12 protein-coding genes, 1 tRNA gene and 2 rRNA genes are annotated in these 17,002 nt (G+C 59.1%); all 15 read left to right on the forward strand.

Annotated features, from left to right (window positions below):
- The first annotated feature begins 144 nt into the window (after positions 1–144).
- Positions 145–2,947: ribosomal RNA gene (locus FY152_19190) — 23S ribosomal RNA — on the forward strand.
- Between the two features lie 247 nt (positions 2,948–3,194).
- Positions 3,195–3,309, forward strand: a 5S ribosomal RNA gene (gene rrf / locus FY152_19195).
- A 225-nt stretch (positions 3,310–3,534) separates the two neighbouring features.
- Positions 3,535–3,611, forward strand: a tRNA-Met gene (locus tag FY152_19200).
- A gap of 360 nt (positions 3,612–3,971) precedes the next feature.
- Entirely contained in the window at positions 3,972–4,880 is a 909-nt protein-coding gene (locus FY152_19205) for a LysR family transcriptional regulator (GenBank protein ID UXS34269.1), read from the forward strand.
- Positions 4,881–5,006: 126 nt separating this feature from the next.
- Positions 5,007–5,810 carry a carbon-nitrogen hydrolase family protein gene (locus FY152_19210; GenBank protein UXS34270.1) on the forward strand — a complete coding sequence of 268 codons (804 nt, stop codon included), beginning with the start codon at positions 5,007–5,009 and terminating at the stop codon, positions 5,808–5,810.
- A gap of 15 nt (positions 5,811–5,825) precedes the next feature.
- On the forward strand, positions 5,826–6,491 hold the full coding sequence (locus FY152_19215; GenBank protein UXS34271.1) for an RraA family protein: 666 nt from the start codon (positions 5,826–5,828) through the stop codon (positions 6,489–6,491).
- 62 nt (positions 6,492–6,553) lie between these two features.
- Positions 6,554–7,594 carry an ABC transporter substrate-binding protein gene (locus FY152_19220; protein UXS34272.1) on the forward strand — a complete coding sequence of 347 codons (1,041 nt, stop codon included), beginning with the start codon at positions 6,554–6,556 and terminating at the stop codon, positions 7,592–7,594.
- Positions 7,595–7,892: 298 nt separating this feature from the next.
- Positions 7,893–8,966, forward strand: a complete 1,074-nt coding sequence (locus FY152_19225; protein UXS34273.1) for an ABC transporter ATP-binding protein — start codon at positions 7,893–7,895, stop codon at positions 8,964–8,966.
- Entirely contained in the window at positions 8,963–9,841 is an 879-nt protein-coding gene (locus FY152_19230; protein ID UXS34274.1) for an ABC transporter permease, read from the forward strand. Before FY152_19225 ends, FY152_19230 begins: the two co-directional genes overlap by 4 nt.
- Before the next feature lie 12 nt (positions 9,842–9,853).
- The gene (locus tag FY152_19235) at positions 9,854–10,648 is read left to right on the forward strand and encodes an ABC transporter permease (GenBank protein UXS34275.1); all 795 of its coding nucleotides are present in this window, start codon (positions 9,854–9,856) and stop codon (positions 10,646–10,648) included.
- Between the two features lie 11 nt (positions 10,649–10,659).
- Complete coding sequence (locus tag FY152_19240) at positions 10,660–12,060, forward strand: ethanolamine ammonia-lyase subunit EutB (protein ID UXS34276.1); 1,401 nt, start codon at positions 10,660–10,662, stop codon at positions 12,058–12,060.
- The gene (locus FY152_19245; protein ID UXS34277.1) at positions 12,060–12,836 is read left to right on the forward strand and encodes an ethanolamine ammonia-lyase subunit EutC; all 777 of its coding nucleotides are present in this window, start codon (positions 12,060–12,062) and stop codon (positions 12,834–12,836) included. The genes FY152_19240 and FY152_19245 overlap by 1 nt, the downstream gene beginning before the upstream one ends.
- 104 nt (positions 12,837–12,940) lie before the next feature.
- Positions 12,941–14,338 (forward strand): NAD(P)/FAD-dependent oxidoreductase, encoded by a 1,398-nt coding sequence (locus tag FY152_19250; GenBank protein ID UXS34278.1) that lies wholly within the window; start codon positions 12,941–12,943, stop codon positions 14,336–14,338.
- A complete protein-coding gene (locus FY152_19255; protein ID UXS34279.1) occupies positions 14,335–15,597 on the forward strand; it encodes an FAD-dependent oxidoreductase in 1,263 nt (420 codons plus the stop codon). Before FY152_19250 ends, FY152_19255 begins: the two co-directional genes overlap by 4 nt.
- Positions 15,597–16,994, forward strand: a complete 1,398-nt coding sequence (locus FY152_19260; GenBank protein UXS34280.1) for a glycerol kinase — start codon at positions 15,597–15,599, stop codon at positions 16,992–16,994. The genes FY152_19255 and FY152_19260 overlap by 1 nt, the downstream gene beginning before the upstream one ends.
- Positions 16,995–17,002 lie beyond the last annotated feature (8 nt).

A 17,002-nucleotide genomic window follows, 5' to 3' on the forward strand; every position in this document is an offset into this window, starting at 1 on the left:
GGTATGGCTTCGAGGTGCACCGGCGTGCCCTCAAAGAAGACCGTACCGACACGTCGATGTCATCATGAAATGGCTTGATTGTAAAAGGTAATCAGGTTGCCGTTCTTAATTGAACGGCTATGGATGAGCATAGACAATGAGAACGAAGAAGTGAATTAAGGGCATTTGGTGGATGCCTTGGCATGCACAGGCGAAGAAGGACGTGATACGCTGCGAAAAGCCGTGGGGAGCTGCGAATAAGCTTTGATCCATGGATCTCCGAATGGGGCAACCCACCTTAAATGCTTGGAAAATCCAAACCGTCTTCGACGGCTTGGGTTTCCAAGCATTGTGATAAGGTATCTTACTTTCGAATACATAGGGGTAAGAAGCGAACGCAGGGAACTGAAACATCTAAGTACCTGCAGGAAAGGACATCAACCGAGACTCCGCAAGTAGTGGCGAGCGAACGCGGACCAGGCCAGTGGCAATGATGAATAAAGCGGAACGATTTGGAAAAGTCGGCCATAGAGGGTGATAGCCCCTTACGCGTAGAACAGTCATTGTCCTTGAGTAGGGCGGGACACGTGAAATCCTGTCTGAACATGGGGAGACCACTCTCCAAGCCTAAGTACTCGTGCATGACCGATAGCGAACAAGTACCGTGAGGGAAAGGTGAAAAGCACCCCGACGAGGGGAGTGAAATAGAACCTGAAACCGGATGCCTACAAACAGTCGGAGCCCGCAAGGGTGACGGCGTACCTTTTGTATAATGGGTCAACGACTTAGTGTAACTAGCAAGCTTAAGCCGGTAGGTGTAGGCGCAGCGAAAGCGAGTCTGAATAGGGCGATTGAGTTAGTTGCATTAGACCCGAAACCGAGTGATCTAGCCATGAGCAGGCTGAAGGTTGGGTAACACCAACTGGAGGGCCGAACCCGTATCTGTTGCAATAGATTGGGATGACTTGTGGCTAGGGGTGAAAGGCCAATCAAACTCGGAAATAGCTGGTTCTCCGCGAAATCTATTTAGGTAGAGCGTCGACCGAATACCCTCGGGGGTAGAGCACTGGATGGGCTATGGGGACTCACCGTCTTACTGATCCTAACCAAACTCCGAATACCGAGGAGTACTAGTCGGCAGACACACGGCGGGTGCTAACGTCCGTCGTGAAAAGGGCAACAACCCTGACCTCCAGCTAAGGTCCCCAAGTCATGGCTAAGTGGGAAAGGATGTGAGGATCCCAAAACAACCAGGATGTTGGCTTAGAAGCAGCCATCATTTAAAGAAAGCGTAACAGCTCACTGGTCTAAATAAGGGTCTTTGCGCCGAAAATGTAACGGGGCTAAAGCCATGCACCGAAGCTGAGGATATGCCGTAAGGCATGTGGTAGCGGAGCGTTCCGTAAGTCTGTGAAGGCGGACCCGTGAGGGCTGCTGGAGATATCGGAAGTGCGAATGTTGACATGAGTAACGATAAAGGGAGTGAGAGACTCCCTCGCCGAAAGACCAAGGGTTCCTGCTTAAAGTTAATCTGAGCAGGGTTAGCCGGCCCCTAAGACGAGGCGGACACGCGTAGTCGATGGGAACCACGTTAATATTCGTGGGCCTGGTGGTAGTGACGGATCTCGTGTGTTGTACATTCTTATTGGATTGAATGTGCGGCGAAGAGGTTCCAGGAAATAGCTCCACCGTATAGACCGTACCCGAAACCGACACAGGTGGTCAGGTAGAGTATACCAAGGCGCTTGAGAGAACTATGTTGAAGGAACTCGGCAAATTGCACGCGTAACTTCGGAAGAAGCGTGACCCCATTTTAGGCAACTATGATGGGGTGGCACAGACCAGGGGGTAGCGACTGTTTATCAAAAACACAGGGCTCTGCGAAGTAGCAATACGACGTATAGGGTCTGACGCCTGCCCGGTGCTGGAAGGTTAAAGGGAGGGGTGCAAGCTCTGAACTGAAGCCCCAGTAAACGGCGGCCGTAACTATAACGGTCCTAAGGTAGCGAAATTCCTTGTCGGGTAAGTTCCGACCTGCACGAATGGCGTAACGACTTCCCCGCTGTCTCCAACATAGACTCAGTGAAATTGAATTCCCCGTGAAGATGCGGGGTTCCTGCGGTCAGACGGAAAGACCCCGTGCACCTTTACTATAGCTTTACACTGGCATTCGCCAAGGCATGTGTAGGATAGGTGGTAGGCTTTGAAGCAGGGACGCCAGTCTTTGTGGAGCCATCCTTGAAATACCACCCTTATCTTCGTGGATGTCTAACCGCGGTCCGTTATCCGGATCCGGGACAGTGTATGGTGGGTAGTTTGACTGGGGCGGTCGCCTCCGAAAGAGTAACGGAGGCGCGCGATGGTGGGCTCAGACCGGTCGGAAATCGGTCGTCGAGTGCAATGGCATAAGCCCGCCTGACTGCGAGACTGACAAGTCGAGCAGAGACGAAAGTCGGTCATAGTGATCCGGTGGTCCCGTGTGGAAGGGCCATCGCTCAACGGATAAAAGGTACGCCGGGGATAACAGGCTGATGACCCCCAAGAGTCCATATCGACGGGGTTGTTTGGCACCTCGATGTCGACTCATCGCATCCTGGGGCTGGAGCAGGTCCCAAGGGTATGGCTGTTCGCCATTTAAAGCGGTACGTGAGTTGGGTTCAGAACGTCGTGAGACAGTTCGGTCCCTATCTGCCGTGGGTGTAGGAATATTGACAGGATCTGTCCCTAGTACGAGAGGACCGGGATGGACGTATCTCTGGTGGATCTGTTGTCCTGCCAAGGGCATAGCAGAGTAGCTATATACGGAATGGATAACCGCTGAAGGCATCTAAGCGGGAAACCAACCTGAAAACGAGTGTTCCCTATCAGAGCCGTGGAAGACGACCACGTTGATAGGACGGGTGTGGAAGCATGGCAACATGTGAAGCTTACCGTTACTAATAGCTCGATCGACTTCTTCGTTCCCATTGAATATGTTCATCAAGCAAAGCTTGATGACATCATCTTCTGTCCTCACGGGCCACAAGGCCCTGCGGACGGCGCGCCAAACGATTGGCGACGGACTAGCGTCCTGTATGGCTGCCAAACTCAACATCGAGCAAGGCAGGCAAGCGGACCAGTCACAGAAAGACGTGTAAATTAAAACGAAGCGCAAGCTTCCCAGCTTCTCGAAACAACACGCATGTGAAAACATGTTCAATGTTGCGTTTTGCCGACCTGGTGGTTATCGCGGGGCGGCTGCACCCGTTCCCTTTCCGAACACGGCCGTGAAACGCCCCAGCGCCAATGGTACTTCGTCTCAAGACGCGGGAGAGTAGGTCGCTGCCAGGTCTGCAAAACGCAACATTCTATCTTCTCTAAACAAACTTCGGCCCAGCCGATACATAGGGCCGCTTACGCGGCCTTTTTGCATTCCGGGACTTAAAACCATAAGGCAAACGCCTCGTGCGTCCCTAACAGGAGACAAATCGCCTTCCGCAATTTGCTCCGGCACTAGCCATCACAGCTTCCCTGTGATGCAGTCGCGATAAATCCAATAGGGATTTACGCTGGTAACGCGGGGTGGAGCAGCCCGGTAGCTCGTCAGGCTCATAACCTGAAGGCCGCAGGTTCAAATCCTGCCCCCGCAACCAATACTCATAAGACATTCAGGACTTATCAAAGGGCCCGAGGAAACTCAGGGCCCTTTTGGTGTTGTGCGGAAATTGTCATTCAAGCAGCTAAGCCGGCCGCCCGTAAACAGGTAAATGCAGAAATGCAGGCATGGAACCGCCCTCTGATCGCCTGGCGTGATAGAGGCGGGCGGTGTCGAGTGCCTCCCGGATGGTCATGTCCATGTCGAGATAGCGATAGGTCCCAAGGCGGCAACGTTGATCCCTTGCTTATAGGGGCGCGCATCGGACATACTCGCACTCGAACCACAAAGGCCACGGGCAAGACGATGCCAGAGACGCAGTGCTGGATCGCGGCGCCATGCGAGAAGATTTTACCTCATGAATACGCGATTTCTCGAGACTTTCCTCTGGGCTGCACGGCTGAACAGCTTTTCGGCAACTGCGGAACGTTTGCACACCACCCAGGCATCCGTGTCTAACCGCATTGCCGCGCTGGAGAGGGAGCTTGGCGTCGTGCTGTTCACGCGTGATGTGCGCTGCGTCAACTTGACGCCTGCCGGTCGTCTGGCGCTGCAGCATGCTGAAAAGATCGTCAACCTGACCGGGGAGTTCCGGCAGATCGTGAGTAGCCGTGAGGCGCTGAGAGGCACAGTGCGCATCGGCGCTGCGGATACGATTGTCTATGCGTGGTTACCACAACTCATTCGCCGTATGAACGAACGATATCCCGGTGTCAGCCTGGATCTGACCATCGACACCAGCCTGAAATTATCCCAGCGCATTCAGAATGGTGAGGTGGATGTCGGTTTCATCATGGGGCCGGTCATGGCCGCGAATATCTATAATTCGCCGCTCTGTACATTCGAATCCTGTTGGGTCGGCGCGATGGAACTGGCGTTGCCGGAAACGGGGGTCACACTCGAAGATATCGCGCATTTTCCGCTGCTTACCTTCTCGACAGGATCGCAGCCGCACCAGGCACTGCGCGCGCTGCTCGATTCCCACGGGCTGTCTGACAGCCGTATCTATAATTCCAACTCCCTGTCGATCATGACCCGCCTTGTGGCGGCGGCCGTTGGCGTGGGTGCGTTGCCGCGCGTGCTGGTGGAGGGAATCATCAAATCAGGCGAAGCGCGTATTCTCGATATCACGCCGTCGGTTCCGCCTCTGACCTTTCACACCGTTTATCAGGAGCGGGGCGACAACGCGCTTGCCCGCGCCATTGCCGACATGGCGACGGAAATCGTCAGTGAAACCACCACGCAATGGATGACGGCTGCCGCCTAAATTTTTTGCTGCACCGCAAAACGATTAATCTATAAGCTTACCTTATGGGGTTCGATAGAGTTTTTCCGTTTGTAATGGAAACAGTTCCCGTTCTTAATTCTCCTCGCAACATGAGAGGAGAGCAACGTGAAAGTCTCACTTGTTCAAATGAATACCCAGAATAACAAGGCAGAAAACCTCAAGGTTGCTGCCGATCTAATTGAGAAAGCAGTCAAGGCGGATAATCCTGACCTTGTTGTTCTTCCAGAATACTTCGCATTTCTTGGAGATAATCCTCAGGAGATGCATGAAAGCGGGGAAGAATTCCCCGGCGGCGAAATCTACGCGCTGCTGTCGGGACTGGCCAAGAAGCACGCGATCACGCTGCATGCCGGTTCCATCGTCGAGAAGGAAGGCAATCGCTTCTATAATTCGACACTCGTTTTTGGTCCGGACGGTAATCAGATCGCCCGCTACCGCAAAATTCATCTGTTCGACGTCGATACGCCGAACGGCATCAGCTATCGCGAATCCGATTCAGTCGCCCGAGGCGAAGATGTCGTGACCTACAAGGTGGGTGACAAGACGGTTGGTTGTGGCATTTGCTACGATATTCGCTTCCCCGAACTGTTCCGCGCCCTGCGGGATAAAGGTGCAGACGTCATCGTTCTGCCAGCCGCCTTCACCCTGATGACAGGCAAGGACCATTGGGAAGTGCTGGCCCGCGCCCGTGCCGTCGAAACCCAGACCTACTTTCTGGCTGTCGGCCAGATCGGCACCCACGCAGGTGGCAAGAAGGCCTGCTGGGGGCATTCCATGGTCATCGATCCGTGGGGCCACATCGTTGCGCAATGCTCCGACAGTGTTGGAACTGCCGGCGCTGCCCTCGATTTCGACTATTCGGCCAAGGTGCGCGCCAACGTGCCGGTGGCGAACCACCACGTTCTCTGATCGGAGAAAAACCCAATGTTTATCGTCAACCCAATGCCGGACCATATCGACGCGGACATCATCGAGCTTCTTGAAAAGGTCGAAGTCGCAACGATCGGTCATGTGCTTCATTCCGGCTTCGTCGATCCTGAAATCCGGGCGGTTCTTCCGGGCAAGCGGGTGGCTGGCACCGCCGTCACGCTGCGTATCCCGAACGCGGATTCGACCATGCTCCACTACCTGACGCAGCTCGTGCGTCCGGGCGATATCGTCCTGATCGACCGTTGTGGTGATACCCGCCACGCCTGCTGGGGCGGTGTCATTACCAACACCATGAAGATGGCCGGCGTTAAGGCCGGTGTCGTCGATGGCCCGGCGACCGACTTCTCGGAGTTCACCAAGGTCGACATGCCCATGTGGTGCCGCGGCCCGTCGCCCATTACCACCAAGATCCTCGGGCTGGAAGGCGCGATCAATGTTCCGATTAGCGTCGGTGGCCAGATGATCAATCCGGGTGATGCGATCCTGTGTGATGAAAGCGGCGTTGTCGCCCTTCATCCGAGCCAGGCCCGGGCCATGGCGGAACGCGCCATCAGCATGCAGGAGGCCGAGATCGTGCTTCTGGAACGCCTGCGCAACGGCGAAAAGCTGCCGGATATTTCAGGTGCCAACAAATTCGTCCAGGCCAAGCTAAGCGCCTGACACAATCTTACGGGTGGCGGATCCGTTCGCCACTCCCAATAACAATAGAGGAGAACAGGACAATGAAGAAATCGATACTTCTGAGTGGGATTCTCATGCTTGGCGCGGCCGCCCTGCCGGCGCATGCCCAGCAGACCGTAACGTTCCTCGGCTATAGCGGCCTTTTCCAAGAGCGTTATACCAAGGCCGTCATCGAGCCTTTCATGGCCGCCAACCCTGATATCAAGGTCGAATATTTCCCGCAGCAGGGCTCCGCCGCCATGCTTGGTTCGCTGCGCGCCCAGAAAGCTGCTCCGCAATCGGATATCGCGCTGATGGATGTCTCCGTGGCCAAAACCGGCACGGATGAAGGTCTGTTCGACAAGATCGATGAAAGCGTCACCAAGAATGTCGCCGACCTCTATCCCAATGCGCGTTTCGAAGGCGTGGCTGGTGTTGGCGTAACGTTCGACAATCTCGTACTCATTTACAATACCGACGCCATCAAGACGGCGCCTGACAGCTGGAATACCCTGAAGGATAGCGCCTTCAAGGGCAAAGTCGCCATGCTGAGCGCCCCCGATATCGTCGGTATCGGCACGACCATCATCATGAATCACATGAATGGCGGCACCGACTTCATCAAGAACATCGATGCCGGCATCAATGCCATGGCTGAAGTTGCTCCAAACGTCCAGACCTGGGAGCCGAAGCCGGAAGTCTATCCGAATGTCGTCAACGGCCAGGTGTCGCTGGGCGTGGGCTGGAACGCCCGCAGCCAGGTAAATGCCGATGGTTCCAAGGGCAAAATGAAGGTCGTCCTTCCGAAGGAAGGCACGATCCTCCAGATCAATACGCTCAATCTCGTCAAGGGTGGCCCGTCGACCGAGGCCGCGCGAAAGTTCGTTGATTATGCGCTGAGTCCGGAAGCCCAGGCCGCCTTTACCGCCGCCATGTATTATGCGCCGACCAACTCCAAATCCACCATCGCTGCCGATGTGAGCGAGCGCACGGTCGTCAAGGCGATGGACAAGGTCATCCCCGTGGACTGGATCGGTCTCTCCAAGGTCCGCGACCAGATTACGCAGGACTGGCGCCGCAAGGTCATTCCGCTCAGCCGTTGAGACTTTGCGCCGAGCGCAAAATGAAAGGATTTCCGCAACCTCCATAGCGGTTGCGGAAACAGTATATCAAACCCCTCGGCTCATTTCTTCTGTCGGCGCTGGGGCGACGGAAGGAGTGAACTGACGCGGCGATGCATTCCGAGCGAGCCGACAGGCCTGCTAAAAGGGAGGCGCCGTGAAACAGCGCCGCGAATTTCGCGACGCCTGCTTAGATCAAGGGACAGGGCATTTCCGCTCCCCTGCGGGCTGGAGGTGTTCTGGAGAAAGGCAAGAAGCCATAATGGGAACTTCAGATATCATGCAGCCAGGATTCCTCTCGATTCGTTCACTGACCAAGCGCTACGAGACCATCGTCGCCGTGGATAATCTCAATCTCGAGATTCCCAAGGGTGAGCTGGTTGCCTTCCTCGGACCTTCGGGCTGCGGCAAGTCGACGTCGCTGCGGATGATTGCAGGCCTCTCTCCCGTCTCCTCGGGCTCGATCCTGATCGACGGCAAGGACGTGACGAAGCTTGCGCCCTACAAGCGGGACATTGGCCTCGTTTTCCAGAGCTACGCGCTCTTTCCCCATATGACGGTCCTCAAGAACGTCATGTTCGGTCTTGAAATGCGCAAGGTGCCGGCTGCCGAAGCGGAACGGCGTGCCCGTGAAGCCGTTGCCATGGTCCGACTGGAGGGGCGCGAAGACCGCCGCCCAGCCCAGCTTTCCGGCGGCCAGCAGCAGCGCGTCGCCCTCGCGCGCGCCCTCGTCATCCAGCCCTCCATCCTTTTGTTCGACGAACCCCTTTCCAATCTCGATGCCAAGCTGCGTGACGAGATGCGCGCTGAAATCCGGCGCATCCAGAAACAGCTCGGCATCACATCCATCTTCGTCACGCATGATCAGGTGGAGGCGCTCAGCATGTGTGACAAGGTCGCCGTGCTCAACGGCGGTCGCCTGGAACAGCTCGGCACACCGCACGATCTCTATGAGCGTCCGGCGACCGCTTTCGTCGCCTCCTTTGTCGGCCGTACCAACAGGCTGGTCGGCAATGCGGCGGGCGACCGCATCACGGTTGGTGATGCGGTGCTGCGCGCGCCCGGCGCGCATAGTGGCGAAATCGACCTGATGGTACGGCCGCATCGTATGGCCATGACGGTCGCCGGCGATGCCGCGCCCGATTTCGACGGCGCGCCCGTCAATCGCATCGCCGGCGAAGTCCGCGATGTCTATTATGCGGGTGACATCCTGCATTACGAGATTGCTGCCGGCGGACAGACCCTGTCCGTGGAGCGTGCGACCTCGGGCGGCGAGACGCCGGTTTCGGCAGGTAGCGCAGTCAGTCTTGTCTGGCGCGTGGAGGATACTCTGGTCTTCGGAGCGAACCGATGACAGCGGCGGTCATGATCACGGCTCCCGGCGGCCGCACCTCTTCCATCGTTTTTCTCGCAACCCTTCTTCTTGGGCCGATCATTGCGGTCAACGGTCTGGCCTTCGTCATGCCCGTCTTCAATCTGCTCCTACTTTCCTTCCGCGAAAGCCTCGGCGGCGGCGGTCTCGGGGAGGCGCACACACTCGAAAACTGGTCGTCAACACTAACGGACGGATTCTATATCGAACTGATCGGTCAGAGCATTCTCACCAGCCTTCTGATCACCGTCCTGACGCTTGTCGCCTCCTACCCCATCGCGCTTTATCTTCACCGGGCACAGGGCCGCTGGAAGACGCTGCTGCTGGTGCTGGTCATTTCACCGCTGCTCACGTCGGCGGTGGTGCGCACCTATGGCTGGATCGCGATCCTTGCGGATGATGGCCTCATCAACAACATCCTTTTCGCGCTGGGCGCTGAAAGTGGCGTGCGTCTGCTGTTCAACAAGATCGGCGTCGTCATCGGGCTTACCGAAATCCTGATGCCCTACATGATCCTGGCGCTGCTCGCCGGTTTCGGCAGGCTCGATCCACGGGTCGAGGAAGCGGCAGAAACGCTCGGCGCATCGCCCTGGAAAGTGTTCTGGCGGATCATCGTACCGCTCACCATGCCCGGTGTGGCGCTGGGCTGTCTGCTCTCCTTCGTTCTGGCGGTCAGCTCGTTCATCACACCCAAGCTGCTCGGCGGCGGCCGTGTCTTCCTTCTGGCAACGGAAATCTACGATCAGGCCATCGTGACGCTCAACTGGCCTCTCGCCGCGACGCTTTCGATGATCATCCTCGTGATCTTCGGTGCCGCTCTGGTGCTCTATTCCCGGCTTCTGCGGGCCATTCTGTAAAGGAGATCGAAGATGGAAGAATGTCCCGCTCCGCTGGCGCTGAAAATCGTCGCCTTCATCATGTTCCTTTTTCTGCTTGCGCCTGTCGTGCTCGTCGTGCCGATCTCGTTTTCGGCCGACAGCTACATGAGCTTCCCGCCTTCGGGCTGGAGCCTGCGCTGGTATGTCGATCTCATGCACAATTCCAAGATGATTGGCGCCCTCGGCACCAGCACGCTTCTTGCGATCATCGTCACCGTGTTGTCGATGCTGATCGCGCTGCCCGCCTCCTATGCCATCGTGCGGATGCGGGTGCTCGGCGCGGATGCATTGCTCGCCTTCTTTACAGCACCGCTGCTTCTGCCAACCATCGTTCTCGGCCTTGCGATCCTGATCGTCTTTGCCGGCGCGGGCCTGCTCGGCACCTTTACCGGTCTGGTGATCGCCCATCTTATCATCGTCTTGCCCTATGCGCTGCGTGTACTCACCACCTCGCTTGCGGGCCTGCCGCTGATCTTCGAGGAGGCCGCCTCCACGCTTGGGGCATCACCGCTCACGGTCTTTAGCCGGGTCACCATGCCGATGATTGCGCCCGGCATCGTCGCGACGGCAGCACTTTCCTTTCTCGTCTCGTTCGATGAAGCCGTGATTTCGCTGTTCCTCACCGGTCCGCGCATCACAACTCTTCCCGTCGCCATGTATCAGCATGTCGAAACTCAGGCCGATCCGCTTGTTGCCGCCATTTCCGTTCTTCTGATCGTGCTGACGCTTGCCGTTGTCCTTATCGTGGATCGCACGGTGGGCCTGACGAAGACCTTCGTGAAATAAGGGCCAGAAGAATGGCATATCGACAGATCGCCGCCGGCACGACCTATCGTTTCGACGATTTGAAGACCCTGATGGCGAAGGCGACGCCGGAAAGGTCCGGCGACCAGCTCGCCGGGCTGTCGGCGGAGGGGCCGGTGGAGCGGCTGGCGGCGCAGATGGCGCTTGCCGATCTGCCGCTTTCCACCTTCGTTGCACAGGAATTGATCGCCTCTGATGAGGACGAGATTTCGGCGCTGATCGCTCGCCAGCATGATGCGCAGGCTTTTGCCCCCGTGGCTTCCTTGACGGTGGGTGAGTTTCGCGAATGGCTGCTTAATCCCAGGGTCGGGCAGGCGGAACTCGAAGCGGTGACCTGGGGCCTGACGCCGGAAATGGTGGCGGCGGTCTCAAAGATCATGCGGCTTCAGGATCTGGTGACGGTATCGGCCAAGCGGGAAGTCGTAACCCGCTTCCGCAACACGATTGGTCTTTCCGGCCACCTGTCCACCCGCAACCAGCCCAATCATCCCACTGACAATTCCCGAGGCATCGCCATCTCGGCCATTGATGGGCTGCTGCTGGGCAGCGGCGATGCGGTGATCGGCGTTAATCCGGCCACCAGTGCGGTGTCGGACTATATCCGCGTCGTGCAGCTGCTCGATGATCTGCGGCAATGGCTCGACATTCCAACCCAAACCTGCTGCCTTGGCCATGTGACAACGGCGATACGGGCAATGGAACGGGCTGCGCCCGTTGATCTGGTGTTCCAGTCGATTGCCGGTTCCCAGAAGGCCAATGCGGGCTTCGGCGTCGATCTCGCCGTTCTGCGCGAGGCCCATGAGGCGGGTCTGTCGCTCAAGCGCGGAACGATCGGCAGCAACCTCATGTATTTCGAGACGGGGCAGGGTGCTGCCCTGTCGGCGGGTGCGCATTTTGGCATTGATCAGCAAACGATGGAGGCGCGTGCCTATGCCGTGGCGCGCGAATTCTCACCGCTTCTGGTCAATACGGTCGTCGGCTTCATCGGTCCCGAATATCTCTACAATGGCAAGCAGATCATCCGCGCCGGCCTGGAAGACCATTTCTGCGGCAAATTGCTCGGCCTGCCGATGGGTGTGGATGTCTGCTACACCAACCATGCCGATGCCGATCAGGAAGACATGGATGTGTTGCTGACCATGCTTTGCGCCGCCAATGTCAATTTCGTCATTACCGTGCCCGGTTCGGACGATGTGATGTTGAACTATCAGACGCTTTCCCATCATGATTCCATCTATGCCCGCGAAACGCTGAAGCGTCGGCCCGCGCCGGAATTCGAAGCCTGGCTGGTGACTATGGGCGTCACGGATGCCGCTGGCGATATGATCGAGAACCCGGCGCTGATGAACCGCGGCCTTCGCGAACTCGATTTTCTGGCAAAGGACGCTGCCTGATGCGCCATCCCCGGTCTTTCCTCATCTCCGGTCCGCCGGAACGTCTCAAGGCCCTGCGGGTTGCAACCGATGCACGGGTGGCGCTTGGTCGCGCTGGCGCGGGCCTGCCCACGGGCGCGGTGCAGAGATTTCTGCTGGATCATGCGCAGGCGCGTCAGGCCGTGTGGCGTCCGCTGGATGTTGACAGGGTGGAGTGTGAGTTGCGCGAGGCGGGTGCTGATATTGTGCATGTCGCAAGCCGCGCGCCAGGCCGTGCGGATTATCTGCGGCGACCCGATCTCGGCCGCGCGCTCTCAGCCGAGGGCCGTGCCGCGCTGGAAGGGCATGGCAAAGGGGCCGACGTCGCGCTGGTGATCGCCGATGGGCTTTCGGCGACGGCTGTGGAGATGAATGCCGTACCGGTAGCAACGGTGCTGCTGGAAGCGCTGGCAGGCGAAGGGTTGACGGTCGCGCCGGTCACTCTTGCCACGCAGGCGCGGGTGGCATTGGCGGACGATGTAGGCGCTGCGCTTGGAGCAAAGGTGTCGGTGATCCTGATTGGCGAACGGCCCGGCCTTTCGGCCGCAGACAGTCTGGGGGCCTATGTCACCTTCGGGCCAGAGACCGGATTGCCCGATTCCCGCCGAAACTGCATCTCGAACATTCGCGATGGCGGCGTGTCGCCCGCCGAAGCGGCCGGCAGGATCATGGCCCTGATCAGCGCCATGTGCCAGCAGCAGACGAGTGGCGTGACACTGATTGAATCCGAAAGGCCGGTGACGGCTTTGTCCGACTAACAGCAGACCGAATCTCATTCTCAGGCACGACCCCGCAGGGTGTATAGGCTCGATCCGTCGCGCCTGCCGATTGCGTTTTTGAACCACTAAAATGAAGGGACGTCATGGTCCAGAACCCCTCCATAAAATTCGACATCGCCGTCATCGGGGCCGGGGTGGTCGGTTGCGCGGTTGCCCGTCGTTTCGCGCTGGCCGGTGCGAAAGTCGTGGTCATCGAAAAAGGTTCAGATATCCTTTCCGGGGCGTCTAAGGCCAACAGCGCTATCCTGCATACCGGCTTCGACGCGCCGGAAGGCAGTCTGGAACTGGAACTGGTGAAGGCGGGCCGGGCGGAATATCTGTCGATTCATGGGCAGATGGGCCTCAGCCTTGTTGAAACCGGCGCGCTGGTCTGCGCGTGGAATATCGACGAGGCGCAAAGTCTGGAAGCGATCGCCGGGCAGGGGCGGCGCAACGGGATTGCAGAACTCGGTCTCCTCACGGCGCGGCAGGCCCGGGAAACCATGCCGGGCTTGTCGGGCCATCTTATTGCCGCGCTCGAAGTCCCCGGCGAACATGTCATCGATCCGTGGTCCGCACCGCTGGGCTATCTCACACAGGCGGTGGCGCTGGGCGCGCAGCTGGTGTGCAACGCCGAAGTCCTCTCCGGCGTGTTCGACGGGGCGTGGCGTATCGAGACGACCGCGGGTCCGATCCTTGCGGCAGGCGTTGTCAATGCCGCCGGGCTGTTCGGCGATATTGTCGATGCGCGGCTGGGCCTTATCCCGGACTTCACCATCAAGCCTCGCAAGGGACAATTCGTCGTTCTCGACAAGGCTGCCCGCCGGCATGTGCCGCGCATCGTCCTGCCGGTTCCCACCGAAATCACCAAGGGCATCGTGGTGTGTCCGACCGCCTTCGGCAACGTTCTCATCGGCCCGACGGCGGAAGAGCAGGATGATCGCGACCGCGCGACGGTCGAGACGGCGGCGCTGGAAGCGCTGCTGAAGCGCGGTACGGAGATCGTTCCGGCACTGGCCTCCGCTTCCGTGACGGCTATCTATGCCGGCTTGCGCCCGGCCTCTGAAAAGAAGCATTACCGGATCTCTGCGCGGCAGGACCGGCGGGCGATAACGCTTGGCGGCGTCCGTTCCACCGGCCTCAGCGCGGCGCTCGGTCTGGCACAGCATGCTCTGGCGCTTCACGAAAGTTTCGGCACGAGCTTTGTGCCTCCTTCCGTGGTGCCTGAGGTAAAAATGCCAAACCTCACCGAAACCTGCGAGCGCGACTGGCAGCGCGCCGATCATGGCGAAATCATCTGCCATTGCGAACTTGTCACCCGGCGCGAGATCGACGCGACATTTTCCAGTCCGGTGCCGCCGGGCGATTTCGGCGGGCTGCGGCGGCGCACCCGCGCCGGCATGGGGCGCTGTCAGGGTTTTTACTGCAATGCCCGGCTGGCAGCGATGACGGGCGACCGTCTGGCTGTACCGCTTGCAGTCCGTCCGGGAGACGATCGATGAACGTCTTGCAGCCTTTTCAGCAGACGTGTGAAAATGTTCCAAATGCGGATGTCATCGTGGTCGGTGGTGGCCCGGCGGGTGTGGCGGCAGCGCTGGAGCTGAAGACCCGTGGCATTGCGCGCGTGATGATCCTCGAACGTGAACCGGCACTGGGCGGCGCGACCCGGCATTGTTCGCACTCGCCCTTCGGCATGCGCGAATTCGGACGCATCTATTTCGGCCCGGCCTATGCGCAACGCCTGCAGCGGCAGGCGCAGAATGCCGGTGTGGATATCCGCACCGGTCATTCCGTTGTGGAACTGGGACAGGACGGCTCGCTGCTGGTGACATCGGCGCGCGGGGTCGAAACGTTGAAGGCGCGGCGCATCGTGCTCGCCACCGGCGCGCGGGAAAAACCACGCTCCGTGCGGCTTCTACCGGGCGACCGGCCGGTGGGCGTGATCACAACAGGCACGCTGCAATCCTATGTCGCCTTTCACGGCATCATGCCCTTTCGCCGGCCGCTTATCATTGGTTCGGAGCTGGTGTCCTTCTCCGCGCTCCTCACCTGTCTGTCGCATCATGCGCGGCCGGTGGCGATGATCGAGCCTGAGCCGAAACCGCTGGCGCGGTCGTTTTTCCGGTGGTTTCCGCGACTGGTTGGCGTGCCGTTTCATTGCCATGCGGTGCTCACGGATATTCGCGGGCGCGACCGTGTTGAAGAGGCAGACATCCGGCTGGGGGATGGCCGGGTCCTGACCGTCAAGTGCGATGGTGTTCTTCTGACCGGGCGGTTCACACCGGAGGCCGCACTCCTGAACGCATCCCCGGTCGATGTGGCGGCGGGCAGCGCGGGGCCGATGATGGATCAGGACGGCCGAATGGCCAACCCGATCTTCTTTGCCGGGGGGAACATATTGCGGGCCGTGGAAACGGGTGGCTGGTCGTTCCGCGAAGGCAGCCGCGTGGGCGCCGCCGTCGCCGCCGATCTCGCCCGCGAGCCTGGTAACGACCGGCCAGTCCCTGTCACTTTCGCCGATCCCGTCAAACTCGCCGTACCCACCATGGTGCGATCGCAGGGACTTGAGCGGCCGGCTTTTCGCGATTTTCAGCTGCGCTTTACCAGACGTGTTCGAGGTAGGCTTTCGCTTCATCTCGATGGAACGGAAGTGTGGAGCAAGGCCGGCCTATGGCTGCCTGAACGCCGTGTGCTTGTGCCTATTCCCCGTGCCGCTGTTGAAGCGAGCCAAATTGCCTTTCAGTTCCGGGAGACGGATTGATGCGCATTGCAGCTATCGATCAGGGAACGACATCAACCCGATGCCTCGTGGTAAGCGACGGGGGTACGGCAGAGGTGGTCGCCAGCCTGCGTCATGCGCAATTTTATCCGGCGCCTGGCCATGTGGAGCATGACCCGGAAGAGCTGCTGCGCAACATCCGCGCGGTACTGGCCGCTGCCGGGCCGGTGGATGGCATCGCCATCGCCAACCAGGGCGAGAGTTGTCTGGCCTGGGATGCCGAAAGCGGTGAGGCGCTCTCTCCGGTCATCGTCTGGCAGGATGCCCGCACTGCCGAAGCCCTGGAGGCTTTACCGCCATTGGCTGCGCAACGATCAAAAGAGATTTGCGGTTTGCCGCTGGACCCCTATTTTTCGGCGAGCAAACTATCCTGGCTGGTGAAGCACAATCCGGCGGTGGCGCAGGCGAGGGCCGAGGGGCGGTTGCGGCTGGGCACCACCGATGCCTTCTTTCTGGATCGGCTGACTGGCCGTTTCCGAACCGACCTTGCAACGGCTTCGCGCACCGGTCTCATTGATCTGGCAACCGGTGACTGGAGCCCGGAACTTTGCGCGCTTCACGGCGTGCCGCTGGATTGCCTGCCCGCCATCGGCTCTGTCGATGGCGGATTCGGTTCCTTTGAGGGAACGCCGATCCGCGTTTCCATCGTTGATCAGCAGGCGGCGCTTTATGGCCATGGTTGCCGTAAACCTGGCGATTGCAAGATTACCTTCGGTACGGGAGCTTTCCTGCTGGCCGTCTCAGGGAATGAACCTCCGCTGAAAGGAGAGCTTCTGCCGACCATTGGCTGGCAAAAGCAGGACGCGCCCGCCATTTTCGCCATCGAAGGCGGGGTCTACGATGCCGGCGCCGCGCTCGAATGGGCGCGAAAGATCGGCCTCTATACTGACAATGCGGAACTCGACGGTTTCGAGGGACCGTCGGCCATTCGCCGCGGCCTCGTATTCGTCCCCGCACTTTCAGGCCTTGCCGCACCCTACTGGGACAGGCAGGCCGTGCCGCTCTTCATTGGCATGGACCATGCCACCGGGCGGAGTGACATGGTGCGGGCCCTGCTTGAGGGCATTGCCTTGCTGACCGTTCGATTGATCGAGGCGGCGCAGGCCGTCGTTCCCGTCGGCGATACAATTTCCATCGATGGCGGCCTGTCGAACAGTCGCTATTTCGCCCGTTTCCTGGCTGCTGCCAGTGGCCGGACTATTCGCGTTCCGGCCATGCGCGAATTGACGGCGCTTGGTCTGGCGGAACTATGCGACATCAATGTCGCCGCCATGCGAAACGATACCGAGATATTTACACCTGATGGTTCGGTTGAAACCGCAGACCACGCTCGGTTTGCGCGCGCGATCGACAATGCACGGGGCTGGCGCAACCCGTGAGGCCTTGC

The organism is Agrobacterium tumefaciens, from assembly GCA_025560025.1.
Taxonomy (GTDB): domain Bacteria; phylum Pseudomonadota; class Alphaproteobacteria; order Rhizobiales; family Rhizobiaceae; genus Agrobacterium.